The organism is Rhodoferax fermentans, from assembly GCF_002017865.1.
Lineage (GTDB): Bacteria > Pseudomonadota > Gammaproteobacteria > Burkholderiales > Burkholderiaceae_C > Rhodoferax > Rhodoferax fermentans.
Genome location: NZ_MTJN01000002.1, coordinates 3,399,451 through 3,424,503, shown reverse-complemented (window position 1 = coordinate 3,424,503; position 25,053 = coordinate 3,399,451). Strand labels below are relative to the sequence as shown.

The window sequence follows — 25,053 nt, the reverse complement described above, 5'->3', positions numbered from 1 at the left end:
TGCGAGCTCAATGCACGGTGCAGACCATGCAGGGGTCAAACGAACGCACGATGTGTTGCACCGCCACCGGGGTGGTGTCGCCTTCGGCCACCGGTGCACCGACCAGCGCGGCCTCCAGCGCACCCGGTGTGCCAGAGCGGTCACGTGGTGAGAAATTCCAGCTGGTGGGCGCAATGATCTGGTAATTGGCAATGCGCCCGTCGCGGATGGACAACCAATGCCCCAGACTGCCACGTGCGGCTTCACACAGCCCATACACATCGGCGTGGTCGGGTACGCGGCTGTCGACACAGCTGCTGGCTTCGGGCTCGATGCTGCGCAGGGTGTGCTCAGTCAGCAAGACCAATTGGGCCAGCTCCAGCGACCTGGCCAGCACACGGGTTAGCACATTGCCCCGGCTGCGTTGCCACAGGGCTCGAATCAGTGGCTGGCCGTCTGCCAGCTGGCGTGCCAGTGCGCCGGTTTCCAGCACCTGGCCAGCCAGGCGTGGCGCTTTGTTCCAGGTGTAGGCCTCGGGTTTGTCCATCGTGGGCAGCGTCAGACCGACAGACGGGGGCAGGGCGCTGCCGCCATCTGCCAGCCAGGCGTGACGGGCGTCTTCGGTGATTTGGGCGATGTTGGGTGCGTGCAGGCTCTGACCATCCCACACACCGGGTGCCATGGTGTAGCTGCCGTCGGGCTGGGCAAAAGCGCCGTAACTCAGGGTCAGGTCTGGGCCCCGGCCCAAGTTCTCCAACCCCAGGTCTTGTGCGATGGCCAAAAACAGCCGCAAGTCGCCGCGCAGCGGCTCACGGATACACCACTGGGCCAGTGCAGCCTCACTATCGAGTGCCACCACCTCTTCGAGTGGGGCGGCGTACAACACACGTTCCAGAAAACCGCGCATCTCGGCCACATGGGCACCCAGCCGATACCGCTCGGAGCTGCTGATGCCCCGGGTCGAGCCACCCGGAACAATCGACTGCGTGTGTGGCCACTTGCCACCCAGCGTGCCCATGATCTGCAGCCAGCGTTGCCGCGCGGCCACCGCCTGGCGGGCGTGTTCACCCGAATGGGTCGAGAAGCGCTGCAGCGCCTGCGTGTGCCAAGCTCTGTCCGCATACACCTCGCGGCTGAAGTCGGGCATAAAAAACAGGTAGAAGTGCGTCAGGTGGTCGGCCGCGTTTTCGCAGGCCAGCATCAGATTGGTCAGTAACACGCCGTTGGGCGGTGGTGTCACACCGCAGGCGGCGGCCAGCGCCCGCGCCGCAGCTACCGACTGGGTGACTGAGCAAATGCCGCAGATGCGTGGCACATACACCAATGCATCGAGTGGGTGTTTGCCCTGCAGGATCTGCTCAAAACCCCGGTACATGGTGGCGTTCACCCAGGCCTGGCTGACCTGGCCGCCAGCCACCTCCAGGCGCACCTCCAGGTCACCTTCAACACGGTTAAAAGGGCCTACCAGCAAACGTGTCATGACAGGCGTGTTTTCTTGATCACCGGCGCCACCACAATGTGGCTCGATGTGGCATTGAGCTTGACACGTTTGGGCGTGGCGGATTTGGACAACGATGCCAGTGCCACAAACCAGGCCTTGTGCATGTCGGTGGGCAAGCCAATCGGAATACCCGCCACCTTGGGGGTCTGGTCGAACCGGTGGCCGGGTTCTTCAAAACCTGGCTCGGTGCAACTGATACAGGCGTAACCACCGCGGATACAAGAGCCTTCACCGTTCCAAAGGCGCACATTGCAGTCGGCATGCGCCTGGGTGCCTTTGCAGCCGCGGTTTTCCATCATGCAGCCCAGGTCGCCGGGGGCTTCGGCGCTGGCTTTGTATTCGTAATATTCATTGCGGGTGCAGCCGTGGTGCACCAGTTTGTCGCTGTAAAAACGGGGCCGGTTCAGGCCGTCCAGCTGCTCGGCCTGCAGACCTTGTTCTTGAGCCAAGGCGGCCAGTGTCTCGATCACCCAGCCCGGGTGGGTCGGGCAGCCCGCGATGTTGATCACCGGCAGACCAGCCGCACTGCGCCAGTTGCTGCCCAGCAGTCCACCGGCCTGGTCACCTTCGTATTGCAGGCCACAGGCATCGGTCGGGTTGCTGCCGCCAGCGGTGATGCCACCAAACGCGGCGCAGCTGCCAATGGCCAGCACATGTTTTGCGACTGCGCTCAGGCGCTGCACCCAGGTCATCATCGGCTCCTGGGTGCCTGCCAGCAGGTGGAAGCGGCCGGTGCCTTCCGGCCCACGCAACACCGAGCCTTCCAGACACAGCGCGTGCAACACGGTTTTGCCACTCAGACAGTCGGCCATCAGTTGCTGGACGTCCTGGCCGGTTTCCAGCGACAGCGATGGGTGCCACAGCAAGTTGATACCGGCCTGGCGCAGTTGCCCGCGAAAGTCGGAGGTGTCGGCACACAGCAGCGACATGCTGCAGCCGCCGCAGCCCCCGGATTGCAGCCACAACACATTAAAAGCAGGTTCACGCATCGGTTTGCCCCTCCAGGCCAAAACGCGCCAGTTTTTGCCGCAAACCCACCCGAGACAGGCCCAGCTCTTTGGCCGCGTGGGTTTTGTTCCAGTGGTGGCGCAACATGGTTTCGCGCAGGATCACTGCCTCGATGGCGTCCAGGCGTTCCTGCAGGCTGCCACTTTGTGCCAGCGAGCTGCCTTGCGCGGTGGCGGCCTGGCCCGGCTGGCCGTAGAGCACCCGCCGTGAGAACGCGGTGGCCGACACGGTGTCGCCGTCCGACAGGGCTACAGCGCGGTAGATTTCGTTTTTGAGCTCGCGGATGTTGCCGGGCCAGGGGTGGGCCAGCAGATTGGCCGCCACATCGTTGGCGAAACTCAGGTTCGGGCGGCCCAGCTCGACACTGGCGCGGGCCAGCAACATCTGGGCTATCGGCAGGATGTCGGCACTGCGTTCACGCAGCGGCGGCACCGACAGGGTGATGCTGGCCAGGCGGTAATACAGGTCTTCGCGGAACTGCCCGGAGCGCACCTGTTGCTCCAGGTCGCGGTGGGTGGCGGCAATCACCCGCACATTGATGCCGACCGGTCGGCTGGCACCCACCGGGCGTACCTCACCCTCTTGCAACACCCGCAGCAGCTTGACCTGGAAAGCCGGAGAGGTGTCGCCAATTTCATCCAAAAACACCGTGCCCCCATCGGCCCGCTGGAACAGGCCCACATGGTCCTCAAAGGCTCCGGTGAAGGAGCCGCGTTTGTGACCAAACAGCTCGGACTCAAGCAGTGTGTCAGACATGGCCGCGCAGTTTTCCATCACAAACGCACGTTCGCTGCGTGGGCTGGCGTAGTGGATGGCGCGGGCCAGCAACTCCTTGCCGGTGCCCGACTCACCGGTCACCAGCACCGCCAGGTCATAACGCGCCACGCGTGCCGCCATGTCACACACCGCATCCAGCGGGCTGCCGGGCGCACGCACCATGGTGTCAAAGTCAAACGCGGCCTGGGCTGTGGCCAGTGACAGCTGTTTGCGCTGGCGCAGCACCGGTGCGCTGGTGCGCAACTCCAGATTCAGGCGCTGGGTTTGTAACTGCAGGCTACGGGCCTCGACCGCGTTGCTCACGGTGGTCAGCAGGTGCTCGGGCAGCCAGGGTTTGGGCAGGTATTGGTAAATGCCGGCCTCGTTGATGCCGGCAATGATGTCCTGTGAGTCGGTGTAACCCGAGATGATGATGCGCACCGTGTCGGGCCACAACTCGCGCACCTGCCCGAGGAACTTGACGCCGGTGGTGCCCGGCATGCGCTGGTCACACAGGATCACGCTCACCTCATGCTGCTCCAGCAGCTTGCGCGCATCTTCTGCCGAGCTGGCTGTCAGTACCGAAAAATCTTCTTCCAGGTTGCGCCGGATGGCGTCCAGCGAATGGGTTTCGTCGTCCACCACCAGCACCAGCGGCAGCACGATGTTTGAGAAGGGCAGGTCTGGGCTATTCATGTGGCTTTGGGTGTGACGTACGCAAGTTTCAGCTTGCTGATGCTGCACCAGGCGGCGGGCTGTCCAGGTGGCTGGTTTGTGAAAGAAAAAATGATGCCAAGCCACATGTTAGCTGAGGCGATAGCTATAAAAATAGGGGTTCATCCGGGTGTATTCTTCCTTGTCGTAGTAAACCCTGATCCAACACATTTCATCATGTTCGCCCGCCACCTGCCTGGTTTCTGAGCGCTGTGTCAGAGTGGGTTCGCCAGTCTGCGGCAGGCAGAGTAAGCTGATACTTGTCTAAAATGTACATTTGTTATGTGCATGAAAGGTGCTTATGTCTATTTCAATTGCCCAATCACGCCAGCAACTGTCGTCCTTGATTGCACTCGCACAGCAGCAGCCGCAGTTCATCACCAACCGCAATAAGCCGGTGGCGGTGCTGGTGTCTGCCGATTACTTTGCGCGCAACCAGGCCGGCGTGCACACTGAGACACAGAGCCTGTTCGACCGGGTAATAGGCCTGCGGGAAAAATTTGCACCGCAGGACGATACCGGGCTTGACGCAGCAGCCTCAGCGTCACGGCAAACCGCATGGCAACGTGGCAATGCGTTTTCTGACACTGTCTGAAACGTATCCCTATGAACGCCACCATTGTTTTAGCGGACACAAATGTCATCAGCGAATTTGTCAAAAAGACCCCTGACACGCGCGTGATGCAGTGGCTGCAGTCGGTGGAGTTGATGGCTATTTCGGCCGTCACCTTGGAAGAAGCGCACTTTGGCCTGGCCTGGCAGCCCAATACCCGCAAACTCAGCTTGTTTAACGCGCTGGTGGCGCAATTGCATGCGGTTTACCCCATCACGCCCGCCATAGCGCAGCGCGCTGGCGCGATGCGTGGGCAGTTTCAGGCCCAAGGCATTGTTCGCAGTACCCCCGACATGCTGATTGCCGCCACGGCCATGGAGCACCAACTGGTGCTGGCCACGCGTAATGTGCGCGATTTTTTGGGCTGCGGTGTGCAAGTGGTGAACCCGTTTGATGACTAGTGGGCAGGTCAGACACTAACAAATCCGTGGCAACTGTTCACCACTGAGCCAGTCCACCACCCGGCGGCCACCAAAACGGGTGGCCATTTGCACAAAACCATGTGCGTCTTCAATGACGGTGCCAATGCGTTGTGCGCCTTGCCCCAGCGGGTGGGCCCGCATGGCCGCCAGCAGGGTGTCAGCCACTTCGGGCGCGCAGATGGCAATCAGCTTGCCTTCGTTGGCCACGTACAGCGGGTCCAGCCCCAGCAGCTCACACGCGGCTTCCACCTGCGGCAGCACCGGAATGTCGGCCTCGTTGATCAACATGTCCACGCCGGATTGCTGCGCAATCTCATTGAGGGTGGTGGCCAGGCCACCCCGTGTAGGGTCACGCAACACATGCAGGGTCTGCGTGTCGGGCAGGGCTAACAACATGGTTTGCACCAGGGTGTGCAGGGCGGCGGTGTCGGAGGTGATGGCGGTCTCAAACGTCAGCGATTCACGCTGCGACATCACCGCCACGCCGTGTTCACCCAGGGTTCCCGAGACCAGAATCACGTCGCCCACCTTGGCCTGACGGCCATCGATGCACAGGCCCGGCGGCGCCACACCGACGCCAGTGGTGCTGATGAACACGCCGTCGCCTTTGCCTTTTTCCACCACCTTGGTGTCTCCGGTGACGATGGGAACACCCGCTTCACGCGCGGCGGCAGCCATCGACTCCACAATGCGTTTCAAATCTGCCAGCGCAAAACCCTCTTCGATGATGAAACTGGCTGCCAGGTACAGCGGCTTGGCCCCCGACATGGCCACGTCGTTGATAGTGCCGTGCACCGACAGGCAACCAATGTCGCCCCCCGGAAAAAACAGCGGCGAGATCACATGCCCGTCGGTGGCCATCACCAACCGGCCTTCAGAGGGCAGGGGCAGCAGGGCGCCGTCATGGCCTTGGCGCAGGTACTCGTTGTCAAAAGCTTTGGCAAACAACTCGTTGATCAGCTGGGCCGCAGCGCGGCCACCAGCGCCATGCGTCATGTCAATGTGGCCGTGTTTGAAGTCGATTGGGCGCAGGTAGTTTGGGGAGCTGGACATGGCAAGTGGTTTGGCTCAGGTTGCTATTGAGTTGGAAGCTGTTGGCCCTTTATTTACAAGGGCTAGATCGCGAAAACGTCCATAAGAGTAGTGTGCGGCACAAGCGCCTTCATTGGACACCATACACGAGCCCATCGGGCTCTCGGGCGTGCAGACGGTGCCAAACAGCTTGCAGTCTTGCGGGCGCTTCACACCACGCAAAATCGCGCCGCATTCACATTGTTTGTGGTCCGGCACGCTGGCATACACCAGCTCAAACTTGCGCTCGGCGTCCCAGGTCGCAAATTCGGGGCGGATTTTCAGGGCGCTGGTGGGCACCTCACCCAGGCCGCGCCACTCAAAACTCTCGCGCAGCTCAAACACCTCGGCCATGATCTGTTGGGCGGCCAGATTGCCGGTGGGGGTGACCACTCTGGAAAACTCGTTTTCCACCTCGGCGCGGCTGCTGTTGACCTGGCGCACCAGCATCAAAATGCCCTGCATCACATCCATCGGCTCAAAGCCAGTGATCACCACCGGCTTGTGAAACGTCTGCGCAAACGGCACATAGGGTTGCGAGCCAATCACGATGCTCACATGCGCCGGGCCAATAAAACCGTCCAGCGGCACCGTGCCGATCTCGCGCGCCTCAGCAGAGGCCAAAATGTGCGTGATCGCCGCCGGGGTTAACACATGGCAGCACAACACGCTGAAATTGCGCAAGCCACGCGCTTTGGCGTCGCGCAGCACCAGCGCCGTGGGTGGTGTGGTGGTCTCAAAACCAATGGCAAAAAACACCACCTCACGGTCTGGGTGCTGCTCGGCCAGCTTGAGCGCGTCATGCGCCGAATAGACCATGCGAATGTCAGCACCACGCGCCTTGGCCTTGATCAGCGAGAGGCCGTTGGATGCGGGCACGCGCATGGTGTCACCATAGGTGCACAAGATTACACCCCGCTCCAGCGCCAGGCGGATGGCCAGGTCCACCCGGCCAATCGGCAACACACACACCGGACAGCCCGGCCCGTGGATCATGCGCACATTGGGCGGCAACATGTCCGCGATGCCGTAGCGCGAGATGGCGTGGGTGTGGCCGCCGCAGAACTCCATGAAGTTGTAGGCGAGGTCCGGTTTCACCTCGGCCGCGATCTTGTCGGCGATGTGGCGGGCAGAGTCACCGTCGCGGAATTCGTCGATGTATTTCATAGCACTTCACCCATGACTGACAAGGGCTGTGGGCTGTTTTGTGCCTCAGACAATTCGGCAAACAGCGCGAGCGTGCGCTGCGCCTCCTCGGGGTCAATCTTGCCGATGGCGTAACCCACGTGGATGATGACGTAGTCGTCCACCTGCGCGTCGGCCACCAGGTCAATCGACACCTCTTTACGCACACCACCCAGGTCAACAACAGCACGCTGACCGGGCAAGATTTCCACCACGCGGGCGGGGATGGCTAGGCACATGGGGGTTCCTTGGTTGCTATGTTGGACGTATCAGGCTGTGCATGTCGGTGCAGTTTTGCTTGCTCTCGTCGCCAGCCCTCAAGGAGTTCTGTGTTTCCGCCCACGACTTCCAGAAGCATTTGAAGGTTCAAGATAGCTCCCGGCACAATGCCCTCCTCATCGATATCTGCATCCGCATAGCCGGGGTTGGTTGGAATTTCTACGTTGACCACCCACCATACTTCAATCTTTCGCAGAAGCTCAGCCAATACCGGGAACTGCTCTGTATGGTTTGACTCCGTTTGGCCAGTGACTACCTCGAAGAGGTTGTGAGCCAGGAGATTTCTGGTCTTTTTGAGCAACTCAAATGTTTCCAAGTCTTGGTCATTTATTGCTTGGTGTTGATGCAGCCAACTCAGCGACGCGTAGAGCGCACTTCTGTTTCGTGACAGAACCTTCGCTTCGTACTCTGGCGAAACAGTTGACCCATCTTCAGACCAACCAGTCGAGAAGAAATCTCGGATGCGATCGATCGCTGAGTTCTTGAGAATCTCAAAGGTGGTGATGAACATCGTCGCCATGAAAAGCGATGGCCTGACAAGTTCTGGATTGAGGAATCGTTCCCAACGTTCTTCGTATGAACTCATGTGATATCCAATTTGAGATCGCCTGAGTGCGCGGTTATTCGCACAGTCGGGGCGCGATTGACCATATGCTACGCGCCGCCACCCAAGCCTGCCCCAGCGCCAACCCGGCATCCCCGCACGACAGATTCCTAGTCTGCAATACATTCAAACCCGCCGACTTCAACTGCGCAACGATGGCATTTTTCAGGATGCGATTAAAAAAGCAACCACCGCCCAAAGCCACGTGGGTGATTTGGTGGATGTGTGCCAGTGCCACGGTGTGCTGGCACAGGGCGGCAGCCAGTGTGTGGTGAAAGCAGAGCGCGGCGTCATCCACTGCATCGGGGTTGCTCGTGTCCACATTCAGCAGGCGCTTTAGCAGCAGCGGGCGCAGGTCAATCACACCGTCGGACGTGATGTTCCACAGGGCAGGATTGATAGGCGCAGCACCAAATTTTTGCAGGTGGCGTGTGGCGGCTTGCTCCAGTGCGATGGCCGCTTGTGCCTCAAACTCTTGCCGCACGCTCAAACCCAGCAGCCCGGCCACTGCGTCAAACCAGCGCCCGGCAGCGGTGGACTGCGGGCAGTTCAGGCCGCGTTGCAGCATGGTGTGGATGGTGTGCGCTGCGGCGTCACCCACGGCGGGGGACAGGCGCGGCACGATGTGCTCGGCCATGCCACCGTGGTGCAGCAGGGCGGCTGCCATGCGCCAGGGTTCTTGTGCGGCTTTGTCGCCACCGGGTAGGGCCAGCGGGCTCAAGTGGCCCAGGCGTTCACAGCGGGCACCTTCCACCAGCAGCACTTCACCGCCCCAGGCGGTGTGGTCCGTGCCCAGCCCCACGCCATCGAGCGCGATGCCGATCACTGGGTGGTCCACGCCATGTTCGGCCAGCACGGCGGCGATGTGGGCGTGGTGGTGTTGTACAGCGACGGCGGACACGCCCAGTTCATGCGCCAAGCGCAGGGCGAGTTGGGTGCTGAAGAAGTCGGGGTGCAGGTCGTGTGCGACGGCGTCGATGGGGCCGGTGGCTTGTGTCAGCAGGTGTTGCACCGATGCGTCCAACCCCAGACACGCCTGTGGGTCTGACAAGTCGCCGTGGTTGGCCGACCACAACTCGGCCGCGGGTGCCGCTGCGGTGTCGAGCAAACAGGCAGCGTTCTTGAGGAACGCGCCACAGGCCAGAACACGTGCCATGGGCTTTATGCCTTGGCGGGCTGTGCGCTGATTTGCGCTTTGGCTTGCGCCAGCTCGGCTTCCAGCTGGGTGATGCGGGCTTGCAAAGCGTCGGTGCTTGGGTGCTTGTGATCGTTGGCCAGCAGCCAGTCCAGCCAGGCGCCCATGCCTTGGCCGGTGGTGGCAGAGAGTTCCAGGATGGCTATGCCGGGGTTGATACGGCGGGCGTAGGCTTTGCAGCGTTCCACGTCAAATGACAGGTGCGGCAGCAGGTCGACCTTGTTCAGAATCATCAGCTGGGCTGCGGCAAACATGTCGGGGTATTTGAGGGGTTTGTCCTCGCCCTCGGTGACCGACAGGATGGCGACCTTGGCCTTTTCACCCAGGTCCCACATCGCCGGGCAGACCAGGTTGCCGACGTTTTCGATGAACAGGATGCTGGGCTGGTCGTGTGAGTGATCGTGGTCGTGGTCGTGGCCATGCGAATGGGCGTGTTCATGTTCATGCGAATGTCCGTGTCCGTGGGCATGGTCATGGTGATGTCCATGGTCGTGCTCGTGGGTGTGGCCAGGGTGCGCGTGCTCGTGGTGGTGGGTGCTGTGCAAGTCCAGTCGCGAAAACGCCTCGGCCACCATGGGTGCGTCCAGGTGGCAACCTTTGCCGGTGTTGATCTGGATGGCGGGTGCGCCGGTGGCGCGAATGCGGTCGGCGTCAAAACTGGTTTGCTGGTCGCCTTCAATCACCGCCACGGCCACGCCGGGGTGCCGCTGTTTCAGGGCTTCGATGGTGGCGCACAAGAGCGTGGTTTTGCCAGAGCCGGGGCTGGAGACCAGGTTGTAGGCGGTGACGTCGTGCGACGCAAAGTGCGCCCGGTTTTGGGCGGCTACGGCGTTGTTGGCGCCCAGCACATCGGTCTCCAATTTGATGGCGCGTGCCTGGCTCATGCCGGGCACCGACACCTTGGCCGCCCCAGTACCAAAGTGCAGGTCGCCGGTGGTGGGGTGAACGGCCACGCTGGGGTCTGACGGGGTGGCTCCGGTGTTGCTGCAACCGCAAACGACGCACATGTTGTCTTCCTTTTATTTTGTTGGTGAAATCAGATGACCTGCAATTCCATCACCCGCAATTCTGTGCCACCAGTGGCTTGTAGTTGCGAGCCGCCGCACAGCGGGCAGGGGTCCAGGCGGGAGCGAATTGCCACACTTTGGCAGCACGGCATACACCAGGCGGTGGCGGGTGGTTCGTCAATGTGTATGGTGGCGTGTTCCAGGCAGGTGCCGGGCGCGATGGCTTCGAGCGCAAAGCGCAATGCCGACAGCTCGACACCACTCAAGGCACCGGCTTCCAGACGCAGATGGGTGACACGCTCAAACGGGTCGCGCTCACGGGTTTGCTCCAGCACACGCAAGATGCCGCCCGCCAGACTCAGTTCATGCATGGCGGCTCTCCAGATGCGCTGGTGCCGTCACCTTGCATTCCACGCAGGCATCAAACGCGGCGGCGAGCTCCAGGGCGGATGAGGTGTCTTGCGGTGCCAGGGCGGTCAGTGCCTGGGCCAGCGTGCCTTGGGGGTGGAAGTTCCACTCGGTGGGTGCCACCACCCGGTAGTCCACAACGCGCCCTTGTGCATCCAGTTGTACCCAATGCAACAGCAGGCCGCGTGCCATTTCGCACCAAGCAATGGCTTGGCCGTCGCCCACGCGCTGCGCGCCACTGGCCAAGAGGGCGGGCAACTGTTGCGCTGGGGTATGGGGTTGGATGGCAGCGATCTCTATCAGCTCGGTCCAGCGGGCGGCCAGCCGTGTCCAGGCGCTGACCTGGGCGGTTGTTGGCTTGTGCTGATGGCGCAAGCGTGTCCATGGGCCGGTTTCGGCGCAGGCACCCAACCAGCTTGGGGTTTGCGTGAAGTTGTGGTCATTGGCAAGGGTGTTGGCCAGCGTCTGCATGGTGGCGGTTTGTAGTACCGGGTCATTGCTGAGCAGGTCAAGGCGGCGGGAGCCAGGGGCCAGTGTGTGGGCCAGCGCATGCCAAGTGTGCAGGTGTTGCGCCGGTGGCAGCTTCGGCGCGTGGGACAGGCACCACTGCGCCAGCGTTTTGTTATCACGGTGGCGAATCAGCCAGTGGCCAAGGGGTTGGCCCAGCAGGGCCTCTTCCAGCCAGCGCCTCAGTTGGGTGAGTGTTTCCCAGGCCTGGTCTGGCGTGACTGGGCTGCTTGTGTGGCTGATAGACAGAGGGCAGTTGTGCAACCACGCCTGCGGGGCGGCTTGGTCTGGCAAGCTGGGTTGTCGGCGTGGCCAATCCAGCGCCATGCTGCGTAAGTGGTCACGCGCTGTCTCCAACCACAACAACACAGGCGGGTCAACGGGCAAAGGCTGGTCGGGGTGCGGATTGGCGGCATGCAGTACCAGACGCGCTGCGCGGCGATGTGCGTGTGAACACAGCGAGAACAGCTGTCCCAAAGTGCGTTCAACCGCTTCGCCCTGCAGCCCACGCAGCAGCCGTCCGAGGGTGCCACGGCCCATGACCGGGCGATGACCTGTGATGCTGTGTAACTGGCCAGGGTGCAGGGTGTAGCTACCAACCAGATCCATGGCGACGCTCATGCTTGTGCTTGCGTGGCTTGGGTGCCGCGTCCGAATAAAAAGCCGCGTCGGCTTGGCAGGGTTGGAACGGTGCTGACGGTGGATGTCACAGTTGTGCGAAGCAAGCGAAGTATTTCGCTTGCAGTATCGGCTGCTGCGGCATGGTTGGCAAACTCAAACATCGGTGAGAACAGCGAGCAGACTTCAAACGCGCCCACGTCTGGCTCGAAAGCCCCGACGAACTCAAAAGACTGTGGGCCCACCGCCCGCTTGCCTTTGTTGCCGTTTGTCAGCAGCGTTGCCCCTGGTAAACAGGCTTGTGCTGGCAAACGAACCAGGTTCATGAACCAAGGGGTCACCAGCACGCCGAGCAACATCTCGGGTTCATCCGGAACGGGTGCAAAACCGATGGCCTGCACACGCAGGGCCGGGTTGTGTACCGGTACGTCGCGCATGCGGGTGCAGGCGATCTTTTTGAAAAGCAGCTCAAGCGCCGCGCCCCGGGCTGGCTCGGTGGTGTTCATGACACCACCATGAACTGGTCCGCGGCACCGTCACATTGCGGGCAGCGCCAGTGCGCGGGCAAATCGGCAAAGGCGGTGCCGGGTGTGATTTGCCACTGTGGGTCGCCCTCGGCCGGGTCGTAGACCCACCAGCAGATCTTGCACTCCAGCTTGGCGTGCGCGGGCAGGCGTGAGCTGTCGCCCAGGTAGCTGCCTTCAAACTGTTGACCGTTCACGCCGCTCAAGACTGGTTGACCCATAACAAAACTTCATGCAGACGGTGCACTGAATCAAGCAGGTCTTCCGGTGCGGCGCAGGCGACTTCGGGCATGTCGGTCACCTCCACGGAGTTCAGGATCACCGCGTCTTGTGAGTTGTAATAGACCACCCGCCAGGTGTGGGGCACACAGCAGTTGGTGATGCGGCAGTTGCCATAACCGCGCGAGAGGATCAGCACCCGACCGGTGCCCAGCTGGTGGTCCAGGTAAGCAATGTCCATGGGTGTCAGGGGCAGCAGGCTCAGATTAACCACGTGGGGGATCTGACCCGGCAGCCAGGTCTGGCGCTGGTCTTGCAGCTCGACCAACACGCTGGGGGCGTTCATCACATCGGGTGGCATGGACAAGGTGGCGGTGCTGGTCTGGCTGCCGTCCAGTGCTGCGGTTTGACGCAGCACCTCAGGCACCGCGCCCACTTCAATCCAGTCGCTGACCGTGCCATCCGCTTGAGATGCAATGACGCGCCAGATACCGGCAAAAACAGATTCCTGGATTTGCAGTCCGGGTGTGCCGTGTTCGGCCAACACCTGTGCGCTGACTTCGCCTTCACCCAATACCTGGTTGATCAGGCTCAGGTCTGGTGTCGTCAGGCCAGCCAGCGTGATGCGGGCTGTGGTGTGTTGGGGGGCGGCACCTTCGGCCACTTGGCGCAGGGCGCCAAGCACCTCATGCAGCACTTGAACCGCCCCCGCATGTTGGGCAATCTCTTCTGGCTCTGGCAACACCGGTGTGTGGAAGGTTTCCATGCCCTGTGGCATGGAGATGTAGTCCAGCGTCTCGTCTTCTGAATAACTGCCGGGGCCAAGATCGGCTACCACGGGAATGGGAAACGGTTTGATGTCAAACATGTGGGGCTCGCAATCTGGCAAAAGGTGAGGGCGCTCAGTGGCAGCTGGCGGTTGGCGCTTGGCTACTGACCAGCGGGATGCCAATGGTGGGCGCGCGACCTTTGGGAGTGGCAAGGGCTTGGGCCAGCAGCGCCAGGTAGTCGGTCCAGTCGTGCATGCCTGACAGGGTGGTCACATAGTCACCATCTCTGAAAAACATCAAGGTGGGCCAGCGTTGCGAGCCGAATGTTTTGGCCAGGGCTTCAGCCGTGTCAGGCACAGCAACTGCCATGCCGAACGGGCGACCCACTGAGGCGCTGGCTTTTTGCAGTTCCGGCAAGACCACCGCCACGTCCACCGCTTCCGGGAAGCGGATCGGGTCGCCAGCAAATAACAAGACGTGATCACCGTGCTGGTTGGCCAGCCAGGCCTTTAGGTTGTCAAAGTTTATCCATGAGGCTTGGTGTTTGTGGACCAGTTGGGCTAGGAGTGGCGGGGCGTCGATGTCAAAGTGGGTCATGGGTGGCTCCAATGTTGTGTGTTGATCAGCTTTGTGTCATCTGTTGAATGGTTTGCACATCCATACCGGAGGGCAGAGAAAAGCCGGGTTCGTCCAGCAAGGTGCCTGGGCCACGGTGCCCCAGTGCAGACATCAGCAGGTCCAGCGTGGCATTGACTTCGGTCGCGCGTTCAGCGCTGATCAACTCGCGCGCGTCGTCCAGAAACACCAGCAACCATTGGCCGGGCGCGCAGTGCTCAATCAGGTTGGTTCTGACGCGTCGGCTTTCACCGCGCCCGTCAACCCAGGCAAAGCCGGGTTCAAGCGCTGTCACCTGCATCGGGATGCCAATACACATCAGAGGACCTTGGGCATAAAGCGGTCGTCCCCCTGGCGGCAGGCCTGCTCGGCGCTGGGGCGCTCACGTTCATACCGCGCCAGCGTCAGCATGGGGCCCGTCAGGGCGGCGTCTTCTGGCAGGGCTTGGGCACGTCGTTGGGGTTGGGCACCCCAGGCTGTCAGGGCGTCAATGGCTTGGGTCAAGGCTGGCGTCATGGCCTGTCTAACGACGGGACGCAGGCTACCACCATAGTCTTCCAGTTCTTCGGGCTGGCAGCCGATCAACAGCACCTGGCTCGGGTAATGCCCGGTGAGCTGCGCCAGACACAGCACCTCCTGAAAGCCGGTCTGGTGCAGGCTCATCTTTTTGGCACCCATGAACTTGGGCACGTCCTCGTTCTCAATCAGCTTCAAGGTGCCGGGTGCCAGGCCGTAGTCAATCGCATCAAAAATCAGCAAGCGCGTGGCCGACTGGACGTTCTGGATCAGGTAGAGGCCCTGGGTGCCGCCGTCAATCAATTCCACATGGGGTGCAAACGTCCAATCGCGTTGCAGGGCCTCAATGCAGCGCACACCAAAACCTTCGTCGGCCCACAAGACATTGCCAATCCCCAGCACAACGATGTGTTCGTCAACCAGCTGTTGCATGGGCATGGTGGTTAATCTTTGAAGGTGCGAAAACCGGAAATCATGGTGCTGACAATGCTCTGGCGGCCCATGATGTCCTCGCGAATGGCCGCGTAGATGTGCACGACGGCAAATATCACAATCAGCCACATGCCCATGTGGTGCCAGGTGTGGACGTCTTGGGACTGACCCATCAGCGGGATCACCCAGCCAAACAACTTGTCCGCCCAGGAGCCTGCCTGCAAGCCCTCGCCATACATGGCAAATCCGGTGCAAATCATGAACACGGCCGTGATGATGAACACAAAAACCATGGCAAAACGTGCCATCGGGTTGTGGCCGATGTAGGGGCCGGGGCGTGGGCCCATGAAGGCGTACCACTTGACCATGGACAACATTTCCACCCAGTAGGCGCGTTGCCACAGAGGCACCCAAAACAGCTCGCGTGCATGGTGGTTGCCCACAAACGCCCAGTAGATGCGCCCGAGCAGGCCGATGGCCAGGATATAGGCTGCCGTGAAGTGGGTGAACCGGATGTAACCCATCAGAAAGTGGGCGCTGGCCTCGCCGGGCATGGTGGGCAAGGGTGAACCAATCAGATAACCGGTGATGCACAGGACGGTGATGGCCGAGGCGTTGACCCAATGCCAGACACGTACCGGTGCTTCGTAAACGTAGACCGACTTGATGGAAGAACTCTTGGCCAACTCTTCCGCTTCGGTAGGCAAAGCCGCTTGGAGGTCGTCTGCGGCGGGTGAAACGCTGTGGGTGTTCATGGTGTCTCCTCGTGAGGGGGCATGCGCCAGACTTGGATCAGAGTTGACTAAACAGGTACAGGCCAGCACCACTGCAGAGCGTGCCCAAACCGGCCATGACCCAGGTCGACTTGTCGGCCAGGTATTTGCGGATGCCCAAGCCGATGGCCACGCCACCAAAATGCAGGGTGGCCGTGGTCGCCAAAAAGCCCGTTGCGTAGGCCGCAAAACCGGTTTCAGGTGTTTCTGCGCCGTGTGCCACCCCATGCAGCGAGGCAGCCAGTGCCACCAGGCCCAGACCCAACGCCACCGGCATCTTCAGGCGGCTTGTGACCAGCATGACACCAAACAGCACCACACTCAGAGAGATCAGCTGTTCCAGGAACGGCAGACGCAAACCGGCAGCCCCCAGGGCAGCACTGACAATCAAGGCCAGCATGAAGGTGGCTGGCCCCCACCAGGCCTTGTTGGCGGGCAGGGCTGAGACAGACCAGAGGCCCACAGCCACCATGGCCAGCAAGTGGTCTGCGCCGAATGGGTGGGCCAGGCCTTCGGCGATGCCCGACGTGCCGTGACCCGTGTGGGCCTGGGCCAGTGGCGCCGACAGAGCCAAGGCTGTCAGGCCAAGTCCGCGCCAAGTGGTTTGCGACAACAATTTCATGAGGGTCTCCAATCTCGAAATAGGGTGTGGGTGACTCAACGCACTTTGACGTTGGCCATTTCCTGGCCGTCCGGGCTCATCACATGGGTGGAGCAGGCCAGGCAAGGGTCAAAGGAATGCAGCGTGCGCAAGATTTCCAGCGGCTGCTCGGGGTTGACCATGGGGGTGTTCATCAGCGAGGCCTCAAACGCCCCAATCTGTCCCTTGGCATCGCGTGGGCTGCCATTCCAGGTGGTGGGCACCACACATTGGTAGTTTTCGATCTTGCCGTCTTTGATCTTGATCCAGTGGCCCAGCATGCCGCGTGGCGCAGCCACCGTGCCAACCCCTTTGGCCTCTTTGGGCCAGGTGGCCGGGTCCCATTTGTCGACATTGGCGGTGCTGCGGTCACCCGCCTTGATGTTGGCGACCAACTCGTTGAAATCGTCGAGCATCATTTCGCCGCAATATTGGCCTTCCAGTGCCCGTGCCAGGGTGCGGCCAATGGTGGTGGGCAACAACTGTTTGGCGGTGTATTGTGTTTCTGGCAGACCCAAGGCCTTGGGGAAGACGCTGTTGATGACTTGCGCCGAGTACTCAATCTGTTCTTTGGGACGTTGCGCATAGCTGTTGCCCTTGCTGGCATGGGCATAGGCCAGGATGTAGCGCGACAAGGGCCCGACTTCCATGGCGTGACCGCGCCAGCGGGGTGACTTGATCCAGGAGTATTTGGCGCTTTCGTCAATTTCCTCGATGTTGGTCTTGCTGCCCTTGGTTTTGTCGCCCAACGCATAGTGGGGTTCGGTGACACCGTCCCAAGGGTGCAAGCCCTTGGTGTCGTCGGCATATTTGTACCAGCTGTGTGAGACAAACTCCTGCACCTGTTCGGGGTCGCGCGGGTCAATCGGCAGGATCTCGTCCCAGTTGCCGTTGAGGATGGCACCGCCAGGCAGCTGCTGGGTTTTGGCATCACCCATGACCTTTTCGTAGGTGCCGTAATCACTGACATTGGTGGCGCTCAGGCCACCGCCATACAGCCAGCCAGCTTGTTTGTAGATCGTGCCAATGGCCAATACGTCGGGGATGTAGACGTTTTTGTTGAACTCGATCATTTCGTCAATACGTGCCTTGACGAAGTTGAGCCGCTCCATGTTGACGGGAGCACCCGCCGCACCGTCGCCATCAAGGTTGATGGCACAGGGCACACCGCCTACCAGGTAGTTGGGGTGCGGGTTTTTGCCACCGAAGATGGTGTGGATCTTGACCCAGTCCTTTTGCAGGTCAAGCGCTTCGAGGTAATGGGTGACCGCCATCAGATTGGCTTCTGCGGGCAAGACATACGCTTTGCTGCCCCAGTAGCCATTGGCAAAAGGACCCAGTTGGCCACTTTCCACAAACTTTTTCAGCCGGTTCTGGATGTCCCTGAAATAACCCGGCGACGACAGCGGGTGGGACGGTGAGACCAGTTGTTGCAGTTCGCTGGTCTTCTTGGGGTCGGCTTTGAGTGCCGAGACAATGTCCACCCAGTCCAGCGCATGCAGGTGGTAAAAGTGCACCGCGTGGTCGTGCACTTGCAGCGTTTTGGCCATGATCTCACGGATCAGGTAAGCATTTTTGGGGATGGTGATGCCCAGTGCATCTTCGACGGCTCTGACCGATGTCAGGGCATGGCAGCCGGTGCAGACACCGCAGATGCGTTCCACAAAAGCCCAGGCGTCACGTGGGTCGCGGCCTTTGAGGATGACCTCCAGCCCCCGCCACATGGTGCCGGTGGATACCGCGTTGCGGATGATGTTGTCTTTGTCAACGTTGACTTCACAGCGCATGTGACCCTCGATGCGGGTCACCGGGTCAACAACAATGCGCCGCCCGGTGTTGTCTAACTTGAAGCCTTGTGTGTCGTAAGCGCCCATGGTGTTCTTGTCCTTGAAATGGTGGGTCAGGCGTTGCTTGTGGGTTTGTCTTTGGCGACAGCCCGGCTGATGGCCGATACCGCCGCATGGGCGACGACTGCCGCACCAACAACGGCCGCCGCCGTGCCACCAATCTTGTCGGCGGTGCCTTCCACACCAAACTGGTGGATGGTGGTCAGGCGGTCATAGAACGAGCCTTTGTCCCAGAAGCCATCTTCAGAGCAGCCGATACAGCCGTGGCCAGCCTTGATCGGGAAGCTGGTGCCCTCGTTCCACATCACGGTGGAGCAGGCGTTGTAGGTGGTGGGGCCTTTGCAGCCGACCTTGTAGAGGCAGTAGCCCTTGCGCGCGCTCTCGTCATCAAAGGCCTCGACAAATTGCCCTGCATCAAAGTGCGGACGGCGGTAACACTTGTCGTGGATGCGCTGGCTGTAGAACATCTTGGGTCGGCCCTGACGGTCCAGCTCGGGGATCTTGTCAAAGGTCAGCATGTAGGTGATCACGCCAGTCATCACCTCGGCAATCGGCGGGCAGCCGGGCACCTTGATGATGGGTTTGTCGGTGATCACCTTGTGGATCGGTGTGGCCTGGGTCGGGTTGGGTTTGGCCGCCTGCACACAGCCCCAGGAGGCGCAGGAACCCCAGGCGATCACCGCCTTGGCGTCCTTGGCCACACGTTTGAGCTTGTCGATGAAGGGTTTGCCCGATTGGATGCAGAACATGCCGTCTTCGTTGAGCGGCGGGTTGCCCTCCACAGCCAGGATGTAGTTGCCCTTGTACTTGGTCATCACCTCTTCCAGAATCGCCTCGGCCTGGTGCCCGGCGGCGGCCATCAGGGTGTCGTCGTAGTCCAGCGAGATCATGGACAACACCACGTCTTTGGCCAGCGGGTGGGCACTGCGGATGAAACTCTCGGAGCAGCAGGTGCATTCCAGGCCATGCAACCACAGCACCGGGGTGCGCGGTTTGGTCTCCATCGCGTGGGCGATCTGCGGCACAAAAGACGGTGCCAGGCCGAGTGAGGTGGCGGTCAGTGAACAGTATTTGAGCAAACTGCGCCGGGATATACCCTGGCGACGCATGACTTCGTAGAAAGTCTCCATTGGCTTGTCTCCATCGTTTTTGTTGGACGATTGAGGTAGATCAAGTTGCGTGCCATTTGGGAAGACGCTAGGGTAAGTCCTGAGCAGGCAAGGCTAAGTGTTTGATTTGTTGTGCCGGTGGCCTGCGGTGTAGGTGGTGTCAGTCAGCAGCCCGCTGACTGAACTGGTTACTGACCAGCCAATGGTTTGTCCAAACTGGATACAGAATTTGCAGACCAACCCTGCCGCCTGAGCGGATGGTGTAGTGTCAAGCCGCGACCGCGCTACCAGTGGCCCGGCGCAACACGATGTTGGCGCACAGGCCGCCGCCGTTGGCGTTGCTCAGGTCAAAGGCGCCACCCATGCGCGAGATGGTTTGCTCCACAATCGCCAGCCCGAGCCCGGTGCTGTTGGCCGCCGAGCGGGCCGAGTCACCCCTGAAGAACGGTGTGGTGAGGTGTTTGAGCTGTTCGGGTGGCACACCATTGCCGTGGTCACGCAGGCGCAGCAGCACCTTGTCGTTGCTGTAACGTGCCGAGATGTCCACCCGCGCCAGCTCTGTGCCATCGGACTTGCCATAACGGGCGGCGTTTTCGAGCAGGTTGACCAGGGCGCGTTGCAGCTCCACCGGGTCGGCCAACACCATCAGGCCGTCTTGCAGCGCCAGCTTGAAGTCGAGGTCACTGCGTTTGCGCAATGGCTCCAGACAGGTCTCGACCATGTGGTTGAGTGACACCGGCACCAGCCGCATGTCGCCTGGGCGGGCGTAGTCCAGAAATTTGCCGATGATCGCGTCGAGCTGCGCGATGTCGCCCACCATGGCCTCGCGTGCCTGCGCGTCGGGCACACTCATTTCTGCCTCCAACCGCAATCGCGCCAGCGGGGTGCGCAGGTCGTGTGAGATGCCTGCCAGCATCACCGTGCGGTCCTGTTCGATCTGCGCGAGTTTGCGGGTCATGCGGTTGAAGCCAATGTTCACCGCCCGGATTTCCTGGGTGCTTACGGTCTCATCGAGTGTGCTGGCCTCAAAGTCACCTTCGTGCACCCGGCTGGCCGCTTGCGACAGGTCTTTGAGTGGCCGGTTGATCAGGCGCGCAATACCGGCGGCACCCGCCAGTGACAACACCGCCGCAGTCAGCAGCCAGACCGTCCAGGTCTGCCGGGTGGGTTGGTCAAAGCGGTTGCGCTCGGTCTGCAACCAATACCGGTCTTTGTCGATGGAGAAACCCACCCACAGTCCCTGCACCTGGTTGACACTGCTGGCCACAATGGTGTCTGCCCCCAGGCGCGACTGCAGTTGCGCAACCACATGGCGGTTCAGGTCGGTGGCGGGAAACACCTCAAACACATCCTTGGGTTCACGCAGACGGATGGTCAGGTGCTCCTGGTCCTTCATGGTCTTGAACAAGGACACCCGGGCAATCGCGTCCGAGTGCATCACCGCCGCACGGCTCAGGTTTACCACCGAGGCGATCTGGTCGGCTGTCTGCAGCGCACGGGGCTCAAACTCCATCTGCAGCAGGGTCTGGGTCCAGGCAATCACACTGCCCAACAACAGCAGCGCCAGCAGGAAAAAGGTGCGCCAGAACAGGCTCAGGGCGGGTTTGCGGGCACGCGCCGGGCCGCCGTCCAGTGGCACGGACGGGTTACTGGCCGTTGTCATCAGGAATGAACACGTAGCCCACACCCCACACGGTCTGGATATAACGCGGCGCCGAGGCATCGTGTTCGATGAGTTTGCGCAGACGCGAGACCTGCACATCCAGGCTGCGGTCAAAGGGCTCGAAGTCGCGCCCGCGGGCCAGTTGCGCCAGCTTTTCGCGCGACAGCGGCTGGCGCGGGTGCCGCACCAGGGCCTTGAGCATGGCGAACTCACCGGTGGTCAAAGCCAGCTCTTCGTCACCTTTGTGCAAGGTGCGCGCGCCCATGTCGAAGCTGAACGGGCCAAAAGTGACCACCGCCTTGTCGGCCGAAGGTGAGCCTGGCGCCTCCACCGGCGGGCGCCGGCGCAGCACCGCGTGGATACGCGCCAGCAGCTCGCGCGGGTTGAAGGGTTTGCCGAGGTAGTCATCTGCGCCCACTTCCAGCCCGACGATGCGGTCGATGTCTTCCCCCTTGGCGGTCAGCATGATGATCGGGGTGCGGTCATTGGCCCCACGCAGACGCCGACAGACCGACAGACCATCTTCACCGGGCATCATCAGGTCCAGCACGATCAGGTCCACCGGCTCGCGCCCGAGCACGCGGGTCAGGGCACGGCCGTCTTCAGCCAGCAGCACCTCAAAACCTTCTTGTGTCAGGTAACGGCGCAACAGGTCGCGGATGCGGGCATCATCATCAACCACCAGGATTTTGTCGACACGGGAATTTGCAGCCATACTACGATCCACTTGATTTGTATTTGTAACAGCCGCAATTGTTGCGTGCGTTGTTGCTGGTGAAGCCTGTTTTGGCGCCGGATTCACACGCTGTTACAAATTTGGCATGGTTTTTACCCGTTTTGGGCTCTTTGTTTATTGGAAAACTCACCTTGAAAAATTCATCAAAATTAGTAGCGTGCTGTGCTTTATTGACATGGGCTAGCGCTTCTTTTTCTCAAATGGCTTCGGCACCTTTGCCGATGCAGCGGGTGAGCCTGGCAGCACAGGCCAGTGTGCAGGTGGCGCAAGACCTGCTGACCATGTCGCTGAGCACCACACGGGAAGGCACCGACCCGCAGCTGGTGCAGACCCAGCTCAAAAACGCCTTGGATACCGCCCTGAATCTGGCCAAAAAGGAGGCCCGCCCGGCCCAGATGACGGTGCGCACCGGTCGTTTTGGCCTGTCACCACGTTATGACCGCAATGGCAAGATCACCGGATGGCAGGGCAGCACCGAGCTGGTGCTCGAAGGCCAGGACTTTGCCCGCATCAGTGAAACCGCCGGCAAGCTGAACACACTGACGGTCTCTGGCGCCAGTTTTGGCCTGACCCAGGCGCAACGTCAGAGTGCCCAGGCGCAGGCGCAAGCCCAGGCAATTGCGCTGTTTCGCCAGCGCGCCACCGAGATCGCCAAGGCCTTTGACTTCAAGAGCTACACCCTGGGGGAAGTTTCGGTCAACTATGACGAAGGTGGGCCGATCTTCCAGCCGCAGATGAAGGCGGTGCGTGCTATGGCTGTTGAGGATGCCTCGGTGCCTGTAGAGGCGGGCATGGCCTCGGTGTCGGTCAATGTGTCTGGTTCAGTCCAGCTTCAATGAGTGTGGCGATAGGCCGGTTTGAGCGCCGGCGCATGTTGGGCCAGGGCGCGCAGGCCGAGGTCTGGCTGTCGTTTGACCCCCGGCTTGAGCGCGAGGTGGCGATCAAGCTCATGAAACCGGCGGCACAGCCCGACAGCGGCCTGGTCACCCAGTGGCTGCAGGAGGCGCGCAGCGTCAGCCGCCTGACCCACACCAACATCGTGCCGGTGTTTGAGGCCGATGTGCAAGACAACCAGCCCTACCTGGTGTTTGAGTATGTGCCGGGCCTGACGCTGGCCCAGCAGCTGGCCCAGCACGGTGCCTTGCCGCCCGTGCAGGCGGTGGCGGTGATGCAGGATGTGCTGGCCGCCTTGGTGGCCGCCCATGCCAGCGGGGTGGTACACCGCGACCTCAAACCTTCCAACGTGTTGCTGGACCGCAGTGGCCGCGCCCGCGTGATGGACTTTGGCATTGCGGCCCGTATCAGCCAGCCAACGCAGGCCCAGGACCGGGTCGAGGTGGCCGGCACCCCTGCCTACATGGCGCCTGAGGCGGTGCGTGGTGAACCCATCACCCCCTTGATGGATGTCTACAGCGCGGGTTTGCTGCTGGGTGAGTTGTTGTGGGGCCAACCGATCCGCGACAAAGCCAGGTTGCAGCAGACCCTGCAAAAAATCAGCATCGAGCCGCAGGCTTTCCCGCCGGACCTGATGGCGCGCCTGGATGACGGGCTGCGCTCGGCCTTGCTGACAGCCACCGCTGTGGCGGTGGACCAGCGTTACCCCAGTGCCCAGGCTTTTCTGGATGATCTGCTGGTCTGGTCGGGCCAGCACAAGGACAGTGCCGACAGCGAGTTGCCCACCCCCAGCGGCAAAACCAGCAGCACGCTGGACTTTTTGTTGCGCCGCATGCGCAACAAAAGCGATTTCCCGGCGCTGTCCGAGTCGATTGGCCGCATCCAGAGCATGGCGACGTCGGACAAGGAAAGCATCAACAGCGTCACCAACGAGATCCTCAAGGATGTGGCACTGACCAACAAGCTGCTGCGCCTGGTCAACAGCGTGCACTATTCACGCGGCAGCAGTGTCGGCACGGTGTCGCGGGCGGTCAGCCTGGTGGGTTTTAACGGCATCCGCAACATGGCGCTGAGCCTGGTGCTGCTGGAGCACATGCAGGACAAAGCCAACGCCCACCTGCTCAAGGAAGAGTTTTTGCGCGCGCTGATGGCTGGCGCCATTGCGGCCGCGTTGTGCCCCACCCAGACCGAAGGGGAGGACGCTTTTATTGGCGCGCTGTTCCAGAATCTGGGGCGCATGTTGTCGCAGTTTTATTTCCCCGAGGAAGCGCTGGCGGTGCGCCAACTGGTGAGTGCACCACGCGACCCGATCAGCGAGGAGGCTGCCGCCACCCGGGTGCTGGGTCTGAGTTATGAGGCGCTGGGCCTGGGTGTGTGCAAAGCCTGGGGACTGCCGGAGAGCATCCAGCGTTGTGTGGTCAAACCCACTGGAACCCCGCCCAGCCTGCCCATCAAGGACAGTCAGACCCGTTTGCGCTGGAGCACCCGCGTCGCCAATGAGATGGCCGATGCGGTGTTGCACACCGATGCCAGGGTGGTCGATGTACGCCTGGGCCAGGTGGCCAAAACCTATGGCCGGGCCTTGGGCATGAGCACCGAACAGCTCAACGCCGCCACAGCGGTGGCGCGCAAGAAGCTGCTGGAGCTGGCCCAGGCCATGGAGATCACCGTGCGCCCCGACTCCTTGGCTGCGCACCTGCTCGATCACAAGTTGGATGCTCGGCAGCAGGAGCCCGCCAGCCTGGTGCTTGACCCCGAGGCCGACACCCTGAACGCCAACGCCTTGCATGCCACCCAGGTTTTGACCCAGCCGATGCCCACGCAGGTCAGTGCTGAGCCCACTGGCGCCATCCTGACGCTGACCCAGCCCGGCACCGACAGCCGGGCGCAGACCCTGACCGCTGGTGTGCAGGACATCACCAATGCCATGGTCGACGACTTCAAGCTCAGTGATGTGCTGCGCATGATCATGGAGGCGATGTTTCGTGCGCTGGACCTCCACCGCATCGTGTTTTGCATGCGCGACCCCAGGACCGACACCCTCACGGGTCGTTTCGGGCTGGGCGCGGGGGTGGAGGCGGTGGTGAAACAGTTCAATGTGCCGATGCGCAGCAACGGCACGCCCGACCTGTTTGCCACCATTTGCCTTAAGGCGGCCGACACCCTGATCAGTGACGCCGCCGACCCACGCATCGTGCAGCGCCTGCCTGCCTGGTACATCCAGGCCTATAACGCACCCACGTTTCTGGTGTTGCCGCTGGTGCTCAAGGGCAAACCATTTGGTCTGATCTATGCCGACATGGCGCACAAGGGCGGCCTGTTGGTGGATGAAAAAGAGCTTTCCTTGTTGCGCACCTTGCGCAACCAGGCGGTGATGGCGTTCAAGCAGTCGGCCTGATTGATAGCGATTTTGGCCTCTGGCCCTTTTATAAAACGGGCCTATAGCTA

28 protein-coding genes are annotated in these 25,053 nt (G+C 61.3%); 5 read left to right on the top strand and 23 right to left on the bottom strand.

The annotated features are described in order from the left end of the window. Positions 1–7: 7 nt before the first annotated feature. The 3 genes from RF819_RS15925 to RF819_RS15915 are packed head-to-tail and all read right to left on the bottom strand — an operon-like array spanning position 8 to position 3,940. Positions 8–1,459 (bottom strand): nickel-dependent hydrogenase large subunit, encoded by a 1,452-nt coding sequence (locus RF819_RS15925; protein ID WP_078365887.1) that lies wholly within the window; start codon positions 1,457–1,459, stop codon positions 8–10. Continuing rightward, a complete protein-coding gene (locus RF819_RS15920; RefSeq protein WP_078365886.1) occupies positions 1,456–2,469 on the bottom strand; it encodes an NADH-quinone oxidoreductase subunit B family protein in 1,014 nt (337 codons plus the stop codon). The genes RF819_RS15925 and RF819_RS15920 overlap by 4 nt, the downstream gene beginning before the upstream one ends. Continuing rightward, positions 2,462–3,940: a sigma-54-dependent transcriptional regulator gene (locus RF819_RS15915; RefSeq protein ID WP_078365885.1), complete on the bottom strand. Its 1,479-nt coding sequence runs from the start codon at positions 3,938–3,940 to the stop codon at positions 2,462–2,464. Before RF819_RS15915 ends, RF819_RS15920 begins: the two co-directional genes overlap by 8 nt. A 33-nt stretch (positions 3,941–3,973) precedes the next feature. On the opposite strand from RF819_RS15915, the gene RF819_RS21100 reads away from it, so the two are divergent. From RF819_RS21100 to RF819_RS15905, 3 genes are all read left to right on the top strand, one after another. Next, positions 3,974–4,165, top strand: coding sequence for a hypothetical protein (locus RF819_RS21100; RefSeq protein WP_143541735.1), 192 nt, complete (start codon positions 3,974–3,976; stop codon positions 4,163–4,165). A gap of 94 nt (positions 4,166–4,259) precedes the next feature. Further along, on the top strand, positions 4,260–4,553 hold the full coding sequence (locus tag RF819_RS15910) for a type II toxin-antitoxin system Phd/YefM family antitoxin (RefSeq protein WP_078365884.1): 294 nt from the start codon (positions 4,260–4,262) through the stop codon (positions 4,551–4,553). Positions 4,554–4,564: 11 nt separating this feature from the next. Beyond that, on the top strand, positions 4,565–4,972 hold the full coding sequence (locus tag RF819_RS15905; protein ID WP_078365883.1) for a type II toxin-antitoxin system VapC family toxin: 408 nt from the start codon (positions 4,565–4,567) through the stop codon (positions 4,970–4,972). Between the two features lie 15 nt (positions 4,973–4,987). Here the strand turns inward: RF819_RS15905 and hypE are convergent, their stop codons facing one another. The 20 genes from hypE to ompR form a co-directional block, all read right to left on the bottom strand. Next, positions 4,988–6,046, bottom strand: a complete 1,059-nt coding sequence (gene hypE / locus RF819_RS15900) for a hydrogenase expression/formation protein HypE (RefSeq protein WP_078365882.1) — start codon at positions 6,044–6,046, stop codon at positions 4,988–4,990. A gap of 15 nt (positions 6,047–6,061) precedes the next feature. Beyond that, a complete protein-coding gene (gene hypD / locus RF819_RS15895; RefSeq protein WP_078365881.1) occupies positions 6,062–7,231 on the bottom strand; it encodes a hydrogenase formation protein HypD in 1,170 nt (389 codons plus the stop codon). Then, complete coding sequence (locus RF819_RS15890; RefSeq protein ID WP_078365880.1) at positions 7,228–7,488, bottom strand: HypC/HybG/HupF family hydrogenase formation chaperone; 261 nt, start codon at positions 7,486–7,488, stop codon at positions 7,228–7,230. Before RF819_RS15890 ends, hypD begins: the two co-directional genes overlap by 4 nt. Then, a complete protein-coding gene (locus RF819_RS15885; protein ID WP_200223924.1) occupies positions 7,479–8,114 on the bottom strand; it encodes a hypothetical protein in 636 nt (211 codons plus the stop codon). The genes RF819_RS15890 and RF819_RS15885 overlap by 10 nt, the downstream gene beginning before the upstream one ends. Before the next feature lie 34 nt (positions 8,115–8,148). Further along, entirely contained in the window at positions 8,149–9,288 is a 1,140-nt protein-coding gene (locus RF819_RS15880) for a Kae1-like domain-containing protein (protein WP_078365879.1), read from the bottom strand. 5 nt (positions 9,289–9,293) lie between these two features. Continuing rightward, entirely contained in the window at positions 9,294–10,334 is a 1,041-nt protein-coding gene (hypB, locus tag RF819_RS15875) for a hydrogenase nickel incorporation protein HypB (RefSeq protein WP_078365878.1), read from the bottom strand. Positions 10,335–10,363: 29 nt separating this feature from the next. Next, the gene (locus tag RF819_RS15870) at positions 10,364–10,705 is read right to left on the bottom strand and encodes a hydrogenase maturation nickel metallochaperone HypA/HybF (protein ID WP_078365877.1); all 342 of its coding nucleotides are present in this window, start codon (positions 10,703–10,705) and stop codon (positions 10,364–10,366) included. Continuing rightward, positions 10,698–11,858, bottom strand: coding sequence for a nickel-dependent hydrogenase large subunit (locus RF819_RS15865; protein ID WP_242472647.1), 1,161 nt, complete (start codon positions 11,856–11,858; stop codon positions 10,698–10,700). Before RF819_RS15865 ends, RF819_RS15870 begins: the two co-directional genes overlap by 8 nt. 8 nt (positions 11,859–11,866) lie before the next feature. Continuing rightward, positions 11,867–12,373 carry a [NiFe]-hydrogenase assembly chaperone HybE gene (gene hybE, locus RF819_RS15860; protein WP_078365875.1) on the bottom strand — a complete coding sequence of 169 codons (507 nt, stop codon included), beginning with the start codon at positions 12,371–12,373 and terminating at the stop codon, positions 11,867–11,869. Continuing rightward, the gene (locus tag RF819_RS15855; protein ID WP_078365874.1) at positions 12,370–12,612 is read right to left on the bottom strand and encodes a rubredoxin; all 243 of its coding nucleotides are present in this window, start codon (positions 12,610–12,612) and stop codon (positions 12,370–12,372) included. The genes hybE and RF819_RS15855 overlap by 4 nt, the downstream gene beginning before the upstream one ends. Continuing rightward, on the bottom strand, positions 12,594–13,478 hold the full coding sequence (locus tag RF819_RS15850; RefSeq protein WP_207160678.1) for a hydrogenase expression/formation protein: 885 nt from the start codon (positions 13,476–13,478) through the stop codon (positions 12,594–12,596). Before RF819_RS15850 ends, RF819_RS15855 begins: the two co-directional genes overlap by 19 nt. A 34-nt stretch (positions 13,479–13,512) precedes the next feature. Next, positions 13,513–13,977, bottom strand: coding sequence for a thioredoxin domain-containing protein (locus RF819_RS15845; protein ID WP_078365873.1), 465 nt, complete (start codon positions 13,975–13,977; stop codon positions 13,513–13,515). Between the two features lie 25 nt (positions 13,978–14,002). Next, positions 14,003–14,314 (bottom strand): HypC/HybG/HupF family hydrogenase formation chaperone, encoded by a 312-nt coding sequence (locus RF819_RS15840; RefSeq protein WP_078365872.1) that lies wholly within the window; start codon positions 14,312–14,314, stop codon positions 14,003–14,005. Continuing rightward, positions 14,314–14,949, bottom strand: a complete 636-nt coding sequence (locus RF819_RS15835; protein ID WP_078365871.1) for a HyaD/HybD family hydrogenase maturation endopeptidase — start codon at positions 14,947–14,949, stop codon at positions 14,314–14,316. The genes RF819_RS15840 and RF819_RS15835 overlap by 1 nt, the downstream gene beginning before the upstream one ends. A gap of 5 nt (positions 14,950–14,954) precedes the next feature. Then, positions 14,955–15,698 (bottom strand): Ni/Fe-hydrogenase, b-type cytochrome subunit, encoded by a 744-nt coding sequence (cybH, locus tag RF819_RS15830; RefSeq protein WP_078365870.1) that lies wholly within the window; start codon positions 15,696–15,698, stop codon positions 14,955–14,957. A 37-nt stretch (positions 15,699–15,735) separates the two neighbouring features. Then, positions 15,736–16,338 (bottom strand): HupE/UreJ family protein, encoded by a 603-nt coding sequence (locus RF819_RS15825; RefSeq protein WP_078365869.1) that lies wholly within the window; start codon positions 16,336–16,338, stop codon positions 15,736–15,738. A 35-nt stretch (positions 16,339–16,373) separates the two neighbouring features. Next, positions 16,374–18,230, bottom strand: a complete 1,857-nt coding sequence (locus RF819_RS15820) for a nickel-dependent hydrogenase large subunit (RefSeq protein WP_078365868.1) — start codon at positions 18,228–18,230, stop codon at positions 16,374–16,376. A 26-nt stretch (positions 18,231–18,256) separates the two neighbouring features. Then, entirely contained in the window at positions 18,257–19,333 is a 1,077-nt protein-coding gene (locus RF819_RS15815) for a hydrogenase small subunit (protein ID WP_078365867.1), read from the bottom strand. A 247-nt stretch (positions 19,334–19,580) separates the two neighbouring features. Next, entirely contained in the window at positions 19,581–20,975 is a 1,395-nt protein-coding gene (locus RF819_RS15810) for a sensor histidine kinase (protein WP_078365866.1), read from the bottom strand. Next, positions 20,959–21,690, bottom strand: a complete 732-nt coding sequence (gene ompR / locus RF819_RS15805) for an osmolarity response regulator transcription factor OmpR (protein WP_078365865.1) — start codon at positions 21,688–21,690, stop codon at positions 20,959–20,961. Before ompR ends, RF819_RS15810 begins: the two co-directional genes overlap by 17 nt. Positions 21,691–21,911: 221 nt before the next feature. Between ompR and RF819_RS15800 the strand changes: the two genes are divergently transcribed. After that, complete coding sequence (locus RF819_RS15800) at positions 21,912–22,550, top strand: SIMPL domain-containing protein (RefSeq protein ID WP_143541734.1); 639 nt, start codon at positions 21,912–21,914, stop codon at positions 22,548–22,550. Beyond that, a complete protein-coding gene (locus RF819_RS15795) occupies positions 22,547–25,003 on the top strand; it encodes a serine/threonine protein kinase (RefSeq protein WP_078365863.1) in 2,457 nt (818 codons plus the stop codon). The genes RF819_RS15800 and RF819_RS15795 overlap by 4 nt, the downstream gene beginning before the upstream one ends. The last annotated feature ends 50 nt before the right edge of the window (positions 25,004–25,053 follow it).

Coding starts and splice junctions, on each gene's coding strand:
- RF819_RS15925 (WP_078365887.1), bottom strand. CDS start 1,459: ATGACACGTTTGCTGGTAGGCCCTTTTAACCGTGTTGAAGGTGACCTG.
- RF819_RS15920 (WP_078365886.1), bottom strand. CDS start 2,469: ATGCGTGAACCTGCTTTTAATGTGTTGTGGCTGCAATCCGGGGGCTGC.
- RF819_RS15915 (WP_078365885.1), bottom strand. CDS start 3,940: ATGAATAGCCCAGACCTGCCCTTCTCAAACATCGTGCTGCCGCTGGTG.
- RF819_RS15910 (WP_078365884.1), top strand. CDS start 4,260: ATGTCTATTTCAATTGCCCAATCACGCCAGCAACTGTCGTCCTTGATT.
- RF819_RS15905 (WP_078365883.1), top strand. CDS start 4,565: ATGAACGCCACCATTGTTTTAGCGGACACAAATGTCATCAGCGAATTT.
- hypE (WP_078365882.1), bottom strand. CDS start 6,046: ATGTCCAGCTCCCCAAACTACCTGCGCCCAATCGACTTCAAACACGGC.
- hypD (WP_078365881.1), bottom strand. CDS start 7,231: ATGAAATACATCGACGAATTCCGCGACGGTGACTCTGCCCGCCACATC.
- RF819_RS15890 (WP_078365880.1), bottom strand. CDS start 7,488: ATGTGCCTAGCCATCCCCGCCCGCGTGGTGGAAATCTTGCCCGGTCAG.
- RF819_RS15885 (WP_200223924.1), bottom strand. CDS start 8,114: ATGAGTTCATACGAAGAACGTTGGGAACGATTCCTCAATCCAGAACTT.
- RF819_RS15880 (WP_078365879.1), bottom strand. CDS start 9,288: ATGGCACGTGTTCTGGCCTGTGGCGCGTTCCTCAAGAACGCTGCCTGT.
- hypB (WP_078365878.1), bottom strand. CDS start 10,334: ATGTGCGTCGTTTGCGGTTGCAGCAACACCGGAGCCACCCCGTCAGAC.
- RF819_RS15870 (WP_078365877.1), bottom strand. CDS start 10,705: ATGCATGAACTGAGTCTGGCGGGCGGCATCTTGCGTGTGCTGGAGCAA.
- RF819_RS15865 (WP_242472647.1), bottom strand. CDS start 11,858: ATGGATCTGGTTGGTAGCTACACCCTGCACCCTGGCCAGTTACACAGC.
- hybE (WP_078365875.1), bottom strand. CDS start 12,373: ATGAACACCACCGAGCCAGCCCGGGGCGCGGCGCTTGAGCTGCTTTTC.
- RF819_RS15855 (WP_078365874.1), bottom strand. CDS start 12,612: ATGGGTCAACCAGTCTTGAGCGGCGTGAACGGTCAACAGTTTGAAGGC.
- RF819_RS15850 (WP_207160678.1), bottom strand. CDS start 13,478: ATGTTTGACATCAAACCGTTTCCCATTCCCGTGGTAGCCGATCTTGGC.
- RF819_RS15845 (WP_078365873.1), bottom strand. CDS start 13,977: ATGACCCACTTTGACATCGACGCCCCGCCACTCCTAGCCCAACTGGTC.
- RF819_RS15840 (WP_078365872.1), bottom strand. CDS start 14,314: ATGTGTATTGGCATCCCGATGCAGGTGACAGCGCTTGAACCCGGCTTT.
- RF819_RS15835 (WP_078365871.1), bottom strand. CDS start 14,949: ATGCCCATGCAACAGCTGGTTGACGAACACATCGTTGTGCTGGGGATT.
- cybH (WP_078365870.1), bottom strand. CDS start 15,698: ATGAACACCCACAGCGTTTCACCCGCCGCAGACGACCTCCAAGCGGCT.
- RF819_RS15825 (WP_078365869.1), bottom strand. CDS start 16,338: ATGAAATTGTTGTCGCAAACCACTTGGCGCGGACTTGGCCTGACAGCC.
- RF819_RS15820 (WP_078365868.1), bottom strand. CDS start 18,230: ATGGGCGCTTACGACACACAAGGCTTCAAGTTAGACAACACCGGGCGG.
- RF819_RS15815 (WP_078365867.1), bottom strand. CDS start 19,333: ATGGAGACTTTCTACGAAGTCATGCGTCGCCAGGGTATATCCCGGCGC.
- RF819_RS15810 (WP_078365866.1), bottom strand. CDS start 20,975: ATGACAACGGCCAGTAACCCGTCCGTGCCACTGGACGGCGGCCCGGCG.
- ompR (WP_078365865.1), bottom strand. CDS start 21,690: ATGGCTGCAAATTCCCGTGTCGACAAAATCCTGGTGGTTGATGATGAT.
- RF819_RS15800 (WP_143541734.1), top strand. CDS start 21,912: ATGGCTTCGGCACCTTTGCCGATGCAGCGGGTGAGCCTGGCAGCACAG.
- RF819_RS15795 (WP_078365863.1), top strand. CDS start 22,547: ATGAGTGTGGCGATAGGCCGGTTTGAGCGCCGGCGCATGTTGGGCCAG.